Annotated in this window: 13 protein-coding genes; 7 read left to right on the top strand and 6 right to left on the bottom strand. The window is 68.7% G+C overall.

Features of this window, described 5'->3' with window-relative positions:
- The first annotated feature begins 100 nt into the window (after window positions 1-100).
- Window positions 101-355, top strand: a complete 255-nt coding sequence (locus tag AB7E03_RS17005) for a hypothetical protein (RefSeq protein ID WP_489942506.1) — start codon at window positions 101-103, stop codon at window positions 353-355.
- A 9-nt stretch (window positions 356-364) separates the two neighbouring features.
- Here the strand turns inward: AB7E03_RS17005 and AB7E03_RS17000 are convergent, their stop codons facing one another.
- Genes AB7E03_RS17000 through AB7E03_RS16990 form a run of 3 tightly spaced genes read right to left on the bottom strand, consistent with a single transcriptional unit; the run spans window position 365 to window position 3350 of the window.
- Window positions 365-784, bottom strand: a complete 420-nt coding sequence (locus AB7E03_RS17000) for a VOC family protein (protein ID WP_489942505.1) — start codon at window positions 782-784, stop codon at window positions 365-367.
- Between the two features lie 20 nt (window positions 785-804).
- On the bottom strand, window positions 805-1950 hold the full coding sequence (locus AB7E03_RS16995; RefSeq protein WP_489942504.1) for a cystathionine gamma-synthase: 1146 nt from the start codon (window positions 1948-1950) through the stop codon (window positions 805-807).
- A 35-nt stretch (window positions 1951-1985) separates the two neighbouring features.
- Window positions 1986-3350: a cystathionine beta-synthase gene (locus AB7E03_RS16990; protein WP_489942503.1), complete on the bottom strand. Its 1365-nt coding sequence runs from the start codon at window positions 3348-3350 to the stop codon at window positions 1986-1988.
- Window positions 3351-3415: 65 nt separating this feature from the next.
- On the opposite strand from AB7E03_RS16990, the gene AB7E03_RS16985 reads away from it, so the two are divergent.
- On the top strand, window positions 3416-4093 hold the full coding sequence (locus AB7E03_RS16985) for a metal-dependent transcriptional regulator (protein WP_489942502.1): 678 nt from the start codon (window positions 3416-3418) through the stop codon (window positions 4091-4093).
- A 90-nt stretch (window positions 4094-4183) separates the two neighbouring features.
- Here the strand turns inward: AB7E03_RS16985 and AB7E03_RS16980 are convergent, their stop codons facing one another.
- The 3 genes from AB7E03_RS16980 to AB7E03_RS16970 form a co-directional block, all read right to left on the bottom strand.
- Window positions 4184-5428: an Nramp family divalent metal transporter gene (locus AB7E03_RS16980; RefSeq protein WP_489942501.1), complete on the bottom strand. Its 1245-nt coding sequence runs from the start codon at window positions 5426-5428 to the stop codon at window positions 4184-4186.
- Window positions 5429-5513: 85 nt separating this feature from the next.
- On the bottom strand, window positions 5514-5867 hold the full coding sequence (locus AB7E03_RS16975; protein WP_489942500.1) for a nuclear transport factor 2 family protein: 354 nt from the start codon (window positions 5865-5867) through the stop codon (window positions 5514-5516).
- A 40-nt stretch (window positions 5868-5907) separates the two neighbouring features.
- Complete coding sequence (locus tag AB7E03_RS16970; RefSeq protein WP_489942499.1) at window positions 5908-7797, bottom strand: ABC transporter ATP-binding protein; 1890 nt, start codon at window positions 7795-7797, stop codon at window positions 5908-5910.
- A 154-nt stretch (window positions 7798-7951) separates the two neighbouring features.
- Between AB7E03_RS16970 and AB7E03_RS16965 the strand changes: the two genes are divergently transcribed.
- From AB7E03_RS16965 to AB7E03_RS16945, 5 genes are all read left to right on the top strand, one after another.
- Window positions 7952-9235 carry an ABC transporter substrate-binding protein gene (locus tag AB7E03_RS16965; protein WP_489942498.1) on the top strand — a complete coding sequence of 428 codons (1284 nt, stop codon included), beginning with the start codon at window positions 7952-7954 and terminating at the stop codon, window positions 9233-9235.
- 83 nt (window positions 9236-9318) lie between these two features.
- Complete coding sequence (locus AB7E03_RS16960; protein WP_489942497.1) at window positions 9319-10359, top strand: carbohydrate ABC transporter permease; 1041 nt, start codon at window positions 9319-9321, stop codon at window positions 10357-10359.
- On the top strand, window positions 10359-11273 hold the full coding sequence (locus AB7E03_RS16955; protein WP_489942496.1) for a carbohydrate ABC transporter permease: 915 nt from the start codon (window positions 10359-10361) through the stop codon (window positions 11271-11273). Before AB7E03_RS16960 ends, AB7E03_RS16955 begins: the two co-directional genes overlap by 1 nt.
- Before the next feature lie 4 nt (window positions 11274-11277).
- The gene (locus tag AB7E03_RS16950) at window positions 11278-11514 is read left to right on the top strand and encodes a hypothetical protein (protein ID WP_489942495.1); all 237 of its coding nucleotides are present in this window, start codon (window positions 11278-11280) and stop codon (window positions 11512-11514) included.
- A gap of 14 nt (window positions 11515-11528) precedes the next feature.
- Window positions 11529-12539 carry a LacI family DNA-binding transcriptional regulator gene (locus AB7E03_RS16945; RefSeq protein ID WP_489942494.1) on the top strand — a complete coding sequence of 337 codons (1011 nt, stop codon included), beginning with the start codon at window positions 11529-11531 and terminating at the stop codon, window positions 12537-12539.
- Window positions 12540-12581: the final 42 nt, after the last annotated feature.

The raw sequence follows: 12581 nt of genomic DNA, 5'->3' as shown, positions 1-12581 counted from the left end.
AGTCGTATACCATTTGCCGCGCGCCGATCCATGTCCTATAACTGTCTCTGCGGCGCAAGAAATCGTCGCAACGCGTCGGAGCGAGACACGAGGAGTCGCCATGTGGGATACGAAGGCCCGGATCCCCTTCGATGCGTCACTCCTCACCGAGCGCAGCGACCCGGCGGCGCGCGATCGGCTCCTGACTCTCATCGCCGAGCGGCCGGGTATCACCGTGGAGGAGCTGCACAGTCTGCGGCTGCCCGGCCTGTTCGCCGACCTGCGCGCCTTTCACCGCGACGGCGTCATCCGTACCTCGACCGAACCGCCGCGCTTCTTCGAGCGCAGCACTCGTATATATCGCGCCCTCGACTGACCCGAGCCCTCACGCCACCGTGAGGGTCCCGTCCTCCGCGATCGTCCACCCCGGGTTGTACGCGACCTCCCAGACGTGGCCGTCGGGGTCGGCGAAGTAGCCCGAATAGCCGCCCCAGAACACGCGCTCGGCCGGTTTCAGGATGTGCGCGCCGGCCGCCTCCGCCTGCTCCAGCACCCGGTCGACCTCCGCCTCCGAGCGCTGGTTGCAGGCGAGGGTGATGCCGCTGAACGTGCCATCGATCGGCAGTCGTGCATCCTCCGCCAGGTCGTCGCGACCGAACAGGCCGAACGCCATTCCGGGCAGCTGGTAGAACACCACCCCCTCTGGCGCGTCGGCCGGCCGCCAGCCGAGGCCTCCCTCGTAGAAAGCGCGGGAGCGGTCGAGGTCGGCGACGCCGAGCGTCACGAGGCTGATGCGTTGGTCCATGCGCCCGAGGCTAGCGCCGACTACCGACGCAGCGCCTGCTGCACGTCCTCCAGCAGATCGTCGACATCCTCGATTCCGACCGACAGCCGCACGATGTTGTCGGGCACCTCGAGCGGCGTCCCGCGGACCGAGGCGTGCGTCATCTCCGACGGGTAGCCGATCAGCGACTCGACCCCGCCGAGCGATTCGGCGAGCTGGAAGACGCTGGTCGACTCCGCGAACCGGCGCGCCGCCTGAGCACCGCCGGCCAGCGCGACCGACAGCATCCCGCCGAAGCCACTCATCTGGCGTGCGGCGAGCTCGTGGCCGGGGTGGTCCGGCAGCCCCGGGTAGTACACGGTCTCGATCGCCGGATCGCCGACGAGCGCCTCGGCGATGGCCTGCGCGTTGGCGCTGTGCTGGCGCACCCGCACCTGCAGGGTCTTGATCCCGCGCGTGGTGAGCCAGGCATCCATCGGGGAGGACACCGCACCTGCGGCGAACTGGAGGAACTGCGCCTTCTCGGCGAGCTCCTCGTCGGCGAAGATCAGGGCGCCGCCGATGACATCCGAGTGGCCGCCCAGGTACTTCGTGGTCGAGTGGACCACCACATCCGCGCCGAACGACAGCGGCTGCTGCAGCGCCGGCGAGGCGAACGTGTTGTCGACCACGACCACCGCGCCGACCGCGTGGCCGAGCTCCACGAGGGCCGCGATGTCGCTGATCTTCATCAGCGGGTTGCTCGGTGTCTCGATCCACAGCATCCGCGTGCCGTCGGTGCCGAGCGCCGCGCGGACGGCGTCGAGGTCGGCCAGGTCGACCGTGGTGTTGCGGATGCCCCACTCGCTGTGGATGCGGTCGATCAGCCGGTGCGTGCCGCCGTACGCGTCGTTGCCGAGCACGATGTGGTCGCCGGGCCGGAGCGCGGCGCGCAGCAGCGCATCCTCGGCGGCGAGCCCGGAGGCGAAGGAGAGCGCCCGCACGCCACCCTCGAGGGACGCCAGCAGCGTCTCCAGCGAGGTCCGCGTCGGGTTGGCGGCGCGCCCGTACTCGTAACCGCCGCGCAGGCCGCCGATGCCGTCCTGGACGAACGTCGAGGTCTGATAGATGGGCGGGATGATCGCGCCGGTCGTCGGGTCGAACTCCTGACCCTCGTGGATGGCGCGCGTCGCGAAACCGTGTGTCATTGTCGTCTTCCTGTGTGGCCGTCGTGCCGGCGGCGTCAGTCGCTGAAGTAGTTGAGCAGGTCCTGCCGGGTGAGCACCGCGACGGGCTTGCCGCCGTCGGTCACCAGCAGGGCGTTGGTCGTGGCGAGCGCGGCGCGCGCGGCGGTGACCGGCTCGTTCACTCCGATGAGTCCGAGCGGCTCGCCCAGGTGCTTGCCCACCGAGTCGCTCATCTCGGCGTGCCCGCTGAACACCGCATCCACCAGCGAGCGCTCGTCGAGCGCCCCGGCGACCTCGCCCATGACGACGGGCGGTTCGGCCGTCAGGACGACGAGCTGCGAGACGCCGTACGTGTTCATCGTCTGGATGGCGTCGCGCACGGTCTCGGACGGGTGCGTGTGCACCAGGTCCGGCAGCGCGCCGCTCTTCGTCTTGATGATGTCGTGCACCGTCGACTCGTCGGGGACCTCGCTGAAACCGTAGGACTGCATCCACCGGTCGTTGAAGATCTTCGCCAGGTAGCCGCGGCCGCCGTCCGGGAGGATCACGACGACGATGTCGTCGGGCCCCAGGTCCTTCGCCGCGCGCAGGGCCGCCTCGACGGCCATGCCGCTGGAACCGCCGACGAGGATGCCCTCCTCGCGTGCGAGACGCCGGGTCATGCGGAACGCGTCGGCGTCGCTGACCGCGATCACCTCATCCACCACGGCGGGGTCGTACGCGCCCGGCCAGAAGTCCTCGCCGACGCCCTCGACGAGGTATGGACGGCCGGTGCCCCCCGAGTAGACGGAGCCTTCGGGGTCGGCGCCGATAATCCGCACGCCACCTTCCGACACCTCCTTGAGGAAGCGCCCGGTGCCGGTAATTGTGCCACCGGTGCCGACTCCCGCGACCAAGTGCGTGATGCGGCCGTCGGTGTCGCGCCAGATCTCCGGACCGGTGGTCTCGTAGTGGCTGCGCGGACCGTTCGGGTTGAAGTACTGGTTGGGCTTGAACGCGCCCGGGATCTCCGCCGTCAGCCGGTCGGACACCGAGTAGTAGGAGTCGGGATGGTCGGGCGGCACCGACGTGGGCGTCACCACCACCTCCGCGCCATAGGCGGTGAGGACGTTGATCTTGTCCTCGCCCACCTTGTCGGGGAGGACGAACACGCACCGGTACCCGCGCTGCTGCGCGACCAGGGCGAGCCCGACTCCGGTGTTGCCGCTCGTCGGTTCCACGATGGTGCCGCCGGGCTTCAACAGCCCCTCGCGCTCCGCAGCGTCGATGATGCGGGAGGCAATGCGGTCCTTCGACGAACCTCCGGGGTTCAGGTACTCGAGTTTGACGAGCACCGTCGCCGCGATCCCGTCGGTCAGCCTGTTGAGCTTCACGAGCGGGGTGTCGCCGACCAAGTCGATGATGGTCTCTGCGTACTTCACCCGACCCACCTTAACAGCGCCGGTCGGCCAGGACGACTGTGTGACGGCCGCCCTAGAATCGCGTCATGCCCGTGTCCGACCTGTCCTCCGTCGCGCAGGACTACCTGAAGATCATCTGGTCGGCGACGGAATGGTCCGACGGGCCGGTGACGGTCAAGCTGCTGTCCGAGCGGATGGGTGTGCGCGCGGCGACCGTGTCGGACGGCGTCCGACGCCTCTCCGAGCAGGGACTCGTGGAGCACGAACGGTACGGCGGCGTCGCCCTGACCGACGCCGGTCGGCGCCACGCCGTCGCGATGGTGCGGCGCCACCGCCTGATCGAGACGTTCCTGGTGGAGGAGCTCGGCTACGGCTGGGACGAGGTGCACGACGAGGCGGAGGTGCTGGAGCACGCGGTGTCGGACGAACTGGTGGAGCGGATGGACCGCAGGCTCGGCTTCCCGGCGCGCGATCCGCACGGCGACCCCATCCCGACCGCCGATGGCACTCCCCGGCGGCCGGATGCGGTGCCGCTGCTCGAGGCGGAGGCCGGCGCGATGCTGACGGTCGTCCGCATCTCGGACTCCGATCCGGCCGTGCTGCGCCTGCTCCGCGACCTCGGGATCGGCCTCGACACCGCCGTGACGGTCGAGGCGCACGGCCCGTCCGCCGACCCCGTGACGGTGCGTGTCGGTGGTGCGACGGTGTCGCTGAGCGCGGCCGCCGCCGCGGCTCTGTGGGTCGCGGCGCACCCGCGTCCGTGACCCTCCAGCGAGCGCCGCTGTTCGGAACCTGCGCCGCCGGTCGCGCAGCGGCGAATGTGACGCGCGGTCGCCCTCACCGCGGAGGGGACCTCAGGCGCCCGTCACCGTCAGGACGACCAGGGCGAGGTTCAGCACCACGACCAGCGCCGCCACCGTGCCGCCGAGGATGCGCACCCACAGCCGATCGGCGGACTCCCCCATCACCGCACGGGACGCGGTCAGCCGGAGGAGCGGGATCATCGCGAACGGGATGCCGAGGCTCAGGAACACCTGCGACAGCACCAGCGCCCAGGTGGGATCGACACCGAGGGCCAGGATGGCGATCGCCGGGATCAGCGTGACGACGCGTCGGACCAGCAGCGGAACGCGGAACTTCAGCAGGCCGCCCATGATCGTGGCTCCCGCGTAGCTTCCCACGGACGTCGAGGCCAGCCCGGAGGCGAGGAGTCCGACAGCGAAGACCACCCCGACCGCAGGTCCCAGGGCGGAGGAGATCGCGACGTGGGCGCCCTCGATGGTGTCGGTTCCGTCGACGCCGCGCAGCGCGGACGCCGCGACGAGCAGCATCGCGATGTTCACGGCACCGGCGAGGACCAGCGCGAGCACCACATCCACTCGGGTCGCCTGGAGGAGGGTGCGGATGCGGCCGCCGTCCCCCGGTGCGCCGTGGCGGTCGCGTGCGAGCGCCGAGTGCAGGTAGATCGCGTGCGGCATGACCGTCGCGCCCAGCATGCTCGCCGCGAGCAGCACGGTCGGGGCGCCGTCGAAGCGCGGCACGAGTCCGCCGACGGCTTCCCCCCAGTTCACCGGGCTGACGAACAGTCCGGCCAGGAAGCCGATGGCGATGACGGCCAGAAGCCCCAGGATGACCGCCTCGAACGGACGCTGACCACGGCGGGATTGGAGGGAGAGGATCGCGATGGCAACGATACCGACGATGAGCCCGCCGAGGGGGAGCGGGAGGCCGAAGAGCAGGTTGAGCGCGATGGCGCCGCCGATGACCTCGGCGATGTCGGTCGCGGCCGCGACCAGTTCGGCTTGCACCCAGTACGCGCGGCGGGTTCCGGTGCCCAGCCGCTCGCCCAGCAGCTCGGGAAGGCTCCGGCCGGTGACGATGCCGAGCTTCGCCGACTGGTACTGCACGAAGACGGCGATCGCGTTCGCGGCGACCAGCACCCAGACGAGCAGGTAGCCGTACCGGGCGCCGGCGGTCAGGTTCGCGGCGACGTTGCCCGGGTCGACGTACGCGATGGCCGCGACGAAGGCGGGGCCGAGGAGGAGCAGCAGACGCGCCGGCGCGGCGCGGGACGGACGCTCGCGGACCTCGACGCTCATCGCACCTCCCGGACCGGAAGTTAGACCGGCCTAACTCTGTGGAGTCTAGCCCTGTGGGCGCGGTGGCGGGAGGTCTGCGGGACGGTCACCCCGCGAGCAACGTCCGCAGCGACGCGATGCGCCCGTCGCGCACCTCGATCACGTCGACGCCCCGGGCGACCGGCTCGCCCTCCGGGCCGAAGGTCCACGCGAGTGCCCCCGAAGCCGCCCCGAGGTACACGGGTCCGACATCGGCGAATACGAACGATTGCGGTGCGCCGTCGAGGAGGCCGGCCGCTTTCGCCTCCAGCGCATCCCACCCCGTCACCTCACCCTCCGGGTCGGCGAACACGACGTCCTCGGTGTACGTGCGCTCGATCGCCGCACGGCGCGAATGCGCATCGCGGTTCCCGAATACCTCGATCAGGTTGGCGGACAGCAGTTCGGTGATCGTCGGCACGAAGATCCTTTCGTCGGATGCGTGGGAAGCACGGAGTCCGTCACTCCTCAACGACAGCGCTCTCGGACTGCTCGCGGTAGAGCCGCGAATACACGCCGCCCTCCTCCAGCAGCTCGCGGTGCGTCCCGCGCTCAACGACCTGCCCGTGGTCGATCACGAAGATGACGTCGGCGGCGACGATGGTGGAGAGCCGGTGGGCGATGGCGATGGTGGTGCGTCCACTGGATGCGGTGTCCAGCGCCTGCTGCACGACCCGTTCCGAGATGGTGTCGAGGGCGCTCGTCGCCTCGTCGAGGATGAGCACCTCCGGGTCCTTCAGCAGCACCCGAGCGATCGCGATGCGCTGCTTCTCACCGCCGGAGAGCCGGTAGCCGCGCTCCCCCACGATCGTGTCGTAGCCGTCGGGGAAGCTGACGATCGTCTCGTGGATGTTGGCGCGCTTGGCCGCATCCTCCAGCTCCTCCTGCGTCGCGTCGGGCCGGGCGTACCGCAGGTTCTCGGCGATGGTCGCGTGGAACAGGTACGTCTCCTGGCTCACCACCCCGATGTGCGACACGAGCGAGTCCTGCTGAAGCTCCCGCAGGTCGGTGTCGCCGAAGAGGATGCGGCCGCTGGTCGCGTCGTAGAACCGCGGGATGAGGTACGACACCGTGGTCTTGCCCGCGCCGCTGGGACCCACGAACGCCGCGAACTCGCCCGGCTCGATGACGAAGGACACGTCGTCGAGGGTGTTGCGCTCACCCTCGCGGGCGTCCGGGTAGCGGAAGACCACGCGGTCGAACTCGATGCGGCCGAGATCGCGGGCGGGGTCGACGGGGACGGCGTCGGGCCGGTCCGCGATGGCCGGCTTCAGGTCGAGGTACTCGAAGATGCGGGCGAACAGCGCACTGGAGGTCTGCAGGTCGAGCGAGACCCGCATCAGCGCGAGCAGCGGGAACAGGAGGCGCGCCTGCACGGTGGTGAACGCCACGATGGTTCCGGCGGAGATGTCGGCCGCGCCGCCGAGGATCAGCCAGCCGGAGACGAGATACACGATGGCGGGGATCGACGACAGGAAGATGTTCACCATCGCGAAGAACCACTGTCCGCTCATCGCCTGCGACACCTGCAGCCGGATCTGGTTGCGGTTCTCGCCGGAGTAGCGCTCCACCTCGGTGCCCTGACGGTTGAAGCTCTTGGAGAGCAGGATGCCGGAGACGCTCAGCGTCTCCTGCGTGATCGCCGTCATGTCCGAGAGCGACTCCTGCGTCTTCGTCGCGATCCTGGCACGCACCTGCCCGACGCGCCGCTGGGCGATGACCAGGATGGGCATGAGCACCACCGCGACGATCGTGAGCTGCCAGTTGAGCAGGAGCATGGCGACGAGGGCGGCGATCACGGTGACCGTGTTGCCCAAGATGCTGGAGATCGTGTTGGTGAGGACGTTCGCGACGCCGCCGACATCGTTCTGCAGCCGCGACTGGATGATGCCGGTCTTGGTGTGCGTGAAGAAGCTGAGCTCCATCGACTGCAGGTGCGAGAACAGCCGCACGCGCAGCGCACCCATCACCTTGTTGCCCACCGACGCCGTCAGGTAGGTCTGCCACACCCCGAGCAGGGCCGAGGAGACGAAGACGACCAGCATGATCACGACGATCTCGACCAGCACCGGGAGGTTCGGCTCGCCGCCCGGCGGGAAGAGCCCGTCGTCGAACGCGCGCTCCGTCAGCAGCGGAGGGATGACGGTGAGCGCCGCCCCCGCGAGCACCAGCACCATCGTGACGATGATCGCCGAACGGTGCGGCGCGAACAGCTCCACGATGCGGCGGAACAGGTGCGGGATCGTCGGCGCGCTCGCGTTGAGCGCACGCTGCGCTTCGGCATCCCCGCCGCTGACGCGCCCCCGGCCGCCGCCGCCTCCGGCTGCAGCCATGCCGCGCATCCCGCTCATGGACTCAAGCGTAACCCCCTTGGAGGGGTCGACCGACGTGACGCAACCGTGATGCAAGCGCTTGACGTAAACGCTTGCATACGGCGCGAGCGTGGGGGTACCGTGATCGCGGGCGCACACCTGCGCCCGCACCAAGAGCTCAACGAGGAGTGAAATGAAAGCAGCACGTCTCTCCGTGATCGCCGGGGTGGCCCTCGCAGGCCTCGCGCTGGCGGGATGTACTGGTGGCGGCGGGTCGGGTAGTGGTGGCGGCGACGCCAACTCCAACACCGACAGCAAGGGCCCCATCACCTACGTGCAGGGCAAGGACAACTCGAACGTGGTCCGTCCCCTGATCGAGAAGTGGAACAAGGCCCACCCGGACGAGAAGGTCACCTTCAAGGAGCAGACCGACCAGGCCGACCAGCAGCACGACGACCTCGTGCAGCACTTCCAGGCGAAGGACGCCAACTACGACGTCGTCGACGTCGATGTGGTGTGGACCGGCGAGTTCGCCGCGAAGGGCTGGCTCCAGCCGCTGACCGGCAAGTTCAAGATGGACAACTCGTCGCTTCTGGCGCCGACCGTCAAGTCGGGAACCTACAACGGCACGCAGTACGCGGCGCCGCAGACCTCCGACGGCGGCATCCTGTACTACCGCAAGGACCTGGTCCCGACGCCGCCGAAGACGTGGGATGAGATGCTCAAGGACTGCGACATCGCCAAGGCGAAGGGCATCGGCTGCTACGCCGGCCAGTTCGCGCAGTACGAGGGCCTCACGGTGAACGTCGCCGAGGCGATCAACACCAACGGCGGCACCATCGTCGGCGAGGACGGCAAGAAGGTCACCGTCGACAGCCCCGAGGCGAAGGCGGGTCTGACCCGGCTCGTGGACGGCTTCAAGAACGGGCAGATCCCGGCAGAGGCCATCACCTACCAGGAGGAGCAGGGCCGTCAGTCGTTCGAGGCCGGCAAGCTGATGTTCCTGCGCAACTGGCCCTACGTGTACAACCTGGCCAAGACGGACGGTTCCTCGACGGTGAAGGACACCTTCGGGATCGCGCCGCTTCCGGGCGTCACCGCGGACAAGCCGGGCGTCTCCAGCCTGGGCGGTCACAACGCGGCGATCAGCGTGTACTCCAAGCACAAGGCCACCGCGTTCGAGTTCCTGAAGTTCCTGCAGAGCGAAGAGACGCAGAAGTTCTTCGTGACGCAGGGTTCGCTCGCCCCGGTCGTTTCTTCCCTGTACGACGATGCGGCGCTGAACAGCCAGCTGCCGTACCTGTCGACGCTGAAGACGTCGATCGAGAACGCGGTTCCGCGTCCTGTCTCGCCGTTCTACCCGGCCATCACCAAGGCGGTTCAGGACAACTCCTACGCCGCCCTCAAGGGTGACAAGTCGGTCGACCAGGCGCTGAAGGACATGGCGTCGGCGATCAACACCGCCAGCGCCGGCTGACCCCGGCCTGAACCGGTTGCCGGGCGGCGGGAACTCTCCCGCCGCCCGGCCCCTTCCCTTCCGACAAGCATCCGGAGGCACACATGTCAACGTCGAACGTCGTCGCCCCCTCATCCACCCAGACCGGCAGTAACGGCAAGAAGCCGATCCGCGCGGGAGCCAAGCGGCAGCGCGCCCAGCAGAGTCGCTGGGCTTTCTATCTGATCATCCCCACCCTGGTCCTCCTGGCGATCGTCATCGGCTACCCCGTGGTCAGCGCCATCGTCATGTCCTTCCAGAAGGACGCCGGCCTCGACCCCGCTACCGGACTCTTCGTCCAGGGCGGCTTCGCCGGATTCCAGAACTACGCCCACTGGCTGTTCCAGCAGTGCCAGGGGCCGAACGGCACGACCATCTCGTGCCCGCCCGGCAACCTCGGCTCCACCTTCTGGAGCGCCGTCTTCGTCACGTTCTTCTTCACCGTGACGACCGTCATCCTGGAGACCGGGCTCGGCCTCTGGTTCGCGCTGATCATGAACCGCGCCTTCCGCGGCCGCGGCTTCGTCCGCGCGGCCATCCTGATCCCGTGGGCCATCCCGACCGCCGTCACCGCGAAGCTGTGGTTCTTCATCTTCTCGTTCGCCGGTGTCGCCAACGCCGTCTTGGGAGCCCACATCCTGTGGACCTCGGATGAGTGGGCATCCCGGTTCGCGGTCATCATCGCGGACACGTGGAAGACGACCCCGTTCATGGCGCTGCTGATCCTCGCGGGCCTGCAGATCATCCCGGAGGACGTGTACGAGGCCGCGAAGGTCGACGGCGCCAGCACCTGGCAGCGGTTCTGGCGGGTGACCATGCCGCTGCTGAAGCCGGCGCTGATGGTCGCCATCCTGTTCCGCGTCCTGGATGCGCTCCGCATCTACGACCTGCCGCAGATCCTCACCGGCGGCGGAGGCGGTACAGGCCATGCCACCACGACCCTGTCGATCCTGGTCGTCGATCAGATCAGGCAGGGCTTCAATAGCGCTGCCGCCCTCTCGACGATCACGTTCATCATCATCTTCCTGATCGCCTTCATCTTCGTCCGATTGCTCGGGACGAACGTCGTGCGAACACAGGAGACTCAGCAGAAGGGGACGAAGTGATGACCGCCGTCGCCGGACAGGCAGCAGCGACCGCCGAGGCGGGAGCGCTCCCCCGTACCCAGACCAAGAACCGCACGAAGCAGCGCCGCCGCAACGCCGGGCTGCGCACCGGCATCCAGGCACTCGTGATCGTGCTGTGGTGCCTGCTCCCCTTCTATTGGATGGTCGTGACCTCGTTCCGCGAGGTGGGCTTCACCAACGACAACACGCCGTGGTTCACCCACGTGACCCTCGACAACTACGCGACGGCGCTGTCGACCCAGCTGGGCAACAACCTGCCAGGAGCGCTGCTGAACTCGCTGTTCATCGGCGTCTGCGTCACCGCGATCTCCCTGGTGGTCGGCATCTTCGCGTCCTACGCCCTTGCTCGGCTCGACTTCAAGTTCAAGGGAATCGTGCTCGGCATCATCCTCGCCGCGTCGATGTTCCCGGGCGTCGCGCTGATCACGCCGCTGTTCCAGCTGTTTACGAACATCGGCTGGATGGGCACCTACCAGGCGCTGATCATCCCGGAGATCTCGTTCGCGCTTCCGCTGACGGTCTACACGCTGAACTCGTTCTTCCGGGAGATGCCGTGGGACCTCGAGGAGGCGGCTCGGATCGACGGCTGCACGCAGGCGCAGGCGTTCCGGAAGATCATCCTCCCGCTCGCGGCTCCTGCCGTGTTCACGACGGCGATCCTGGCGTTCATCTCGTCGTGGAACGAGTTCCTGATCTCCAGCCAGCTGTCGAGCGACCGGACGCAACCGGTCACCGTGGCCATCGCCTCCTTCACCGGCAGCCAGCCGCACCAGGAGCCGTACACCGCGATCATGGCCGCTGGGACGATCGTGACGGTGCCGCTGATCATCCTGGTGCTGATCTTCCAGCGCCGGATCGTCGCTGGTCTCACCGCCGGTGGCGTGAAGGGCTGATCGCATGCGCTGGAGCGACTCCCGTGAAGTGGTCGACGTGGGCCTCGGCTTCGTCGGCTTCTTCGGGCTCGCTTTCCTCGGGATCACGCTCTTCTGCGAGCTGACCGGGCAGCCCGCCCTCGGGTGGGCGCTCACCCTGCTGGTCCTCGTGCTCGCCTTCATCGGCCTCCTGCAACTGCGCCGTCGCATCATCGCGCGGCGGCAGGAGGCCGAGGAGGCGCTCGAGCACCAGGATTCGTGAACCGGGGTCCCGATATGGCGGGAATCGAGGAGGTCGCGCGCGCGACCGGGGTCTCGACGGCCACCGTCTCACGTGCGCTGCGCGGCCTCCCGAACGTCTCGGACAAGACGCGGGCCGCCGTGCGGCGGGCTGCCGACGAGCTGGGCTACGTCGCCTCGTCGAGCGCTTCGGGGCTCGCCAGTGGACGCACCCTGGCGATGGGCGTCGTGGTCCCGTCGGTGAGCCGCTGGTTCTACACCCAGGTGCTGGAGGGGGTGGATGCGGAGCTGCGCGGCGTGGGCTACGACATGATCCTGTTCAACCTGGGCGGGCACCGCGGCGACCGCGAGCGCGTCTTCCACCGCAGCATCCTGCGCAAGCGCACAGATGCCCTCCTGGCGCTCTGTCTCGACTTCACGACCGATGAGCGCGAACAGCTCGCGACCCTGGGGCATCCCACGATCGTGGTCGGCGGCCCGGTGAAGGGCCTCCGCAGCGTGGGCATCGACGAGACGTCGACCGCGTTCACGGCGACCTCGCATCTCATCTCGCTGGGGCACACCGACATCGCCCACCTCGGCGGCGAGGACGAGGAGGGCCTGAACAGTCAGGTCCCCATCGGCCGGTTGCACGGGTTCAAGGATGCGATGCGCGACGCGGGGCTGCCCGTTCGGCCCGAGTGGGTCATCCCCGGCGGGTTCTCGCTTCCCGAGAGCCGCGCCGCGATGAATCGGCTGCTCGAACGGCCCGGCCCGCTACCGACCGCTGTGTTCGCGGGTTCCGACGAGATGGCGTTCGGCGCCATCCTCGCCGCGGGCGACCACGGGCTCCGGGTTCCGGAGGACCTGTCCGTCATCGGCATCGACGATCACGACTACGCGGCCGGCTTCGGCCTCACGACGATGGCGCAGGATCCGTTCGAGCAGGGGGCGACCGCCGCGCGCATCCTGCTGGACGAACTCGGCGGTGCGGAACCCGCGACGCGTTCGGTACGCTCCCCCGTCAGCCTGGTGGTCCGATCGTCGACGGCGCCACCGCGCAGATGATGCAGAAAACGCTCTCACGTTCTGAGAGAATAGGTGTCGCGA

It is taken from the genome of Leifsonia sp. RCC_180 (genome assembly GCF_058138205.1).
The sequence above is the reverse complement of the archived record's forward strand: the minus strand, read 5'-3'. Positions and strand labels throughout refer to the sequence as shown.

Coding starts and splice junctions, on each gene's coding strand:
- AB7E03_RS16985 (WP_489942502.1), top strand. CDS start 3,416: ATGCCCGTGTCCGACCTGTCCTCCGTCGCGCAGGACTACCTGAAGATC.
- AB7E03_RS16960 (WP_489942497.1), top strand. CDS start 9,319: ATGTCAACGTCGAACGTCGTCGCCCCCTCATCCACCCAGACCGGCAGT.
- AB7E03_RS16965 (WP_489942498.1), top strand. CDS start 7,952: ATGAAAGCAGCACGTCTCTCCGTGATCGCCGGGGTGGCCCTCGCAGGC.
- AB7E03_RS16955 (WP_489942496.1), top strand. CDS start 10,359: ATGACCGCCGTCGCCGGACAGGCAGCAGCGACCGCCGAGGCGGGAGCG.
- AB7E03_RS16970 (WP_489942499.1), bottom strand. CDS start 7,797: ATGAGCGGGATGCGCGGCATGGCTGCAGCCGGAGGCGGCGGCGGCCGG.
- AB7E03_RS16950 (WP_489942495.1), top strand. CDS start 11,278: ATGCGCTGGAGCGACTCCCGTGAAGTGGTCGACGTGGGCCTCGGCTTC.
- AB7E03_RS17000 (WP_489942505.1), bottom strand. CDS start 784: ATGGACCAACGCATCAGCCTCGTGACGCTCGGCGTCGCCGACCTCGAC.
- AB7E03_RS16945 (WP_489942494.1), top strand. CDS start 11,529: ATGGCGGGAATCGAGGAGGTCGCGCGCGCGACCGGGGTCTCGACGGCC.
- AB7E03_RS16980 (WP_489942501.1), bottom strand. CDS start 5,428: ATGAGCGTCGAGGTCCGCGAGCGTCCGTCCCGCGCCGCGCCGGCGCGT.
- AB7E03_RS16995 (WP_489942504.1), bottom strand. CDS start 1,950: ATGACACACGGTTTCGCGACGCGCGCCATCCACGAGGGTCAGGAGTTC.
- AB7E03_RS17005 (WP_489942506.1), top strand. CDS start 101: ATGTGGGATACGAAGGCCCGGATCCCCTTCGATGCGTCACTCCTCACC.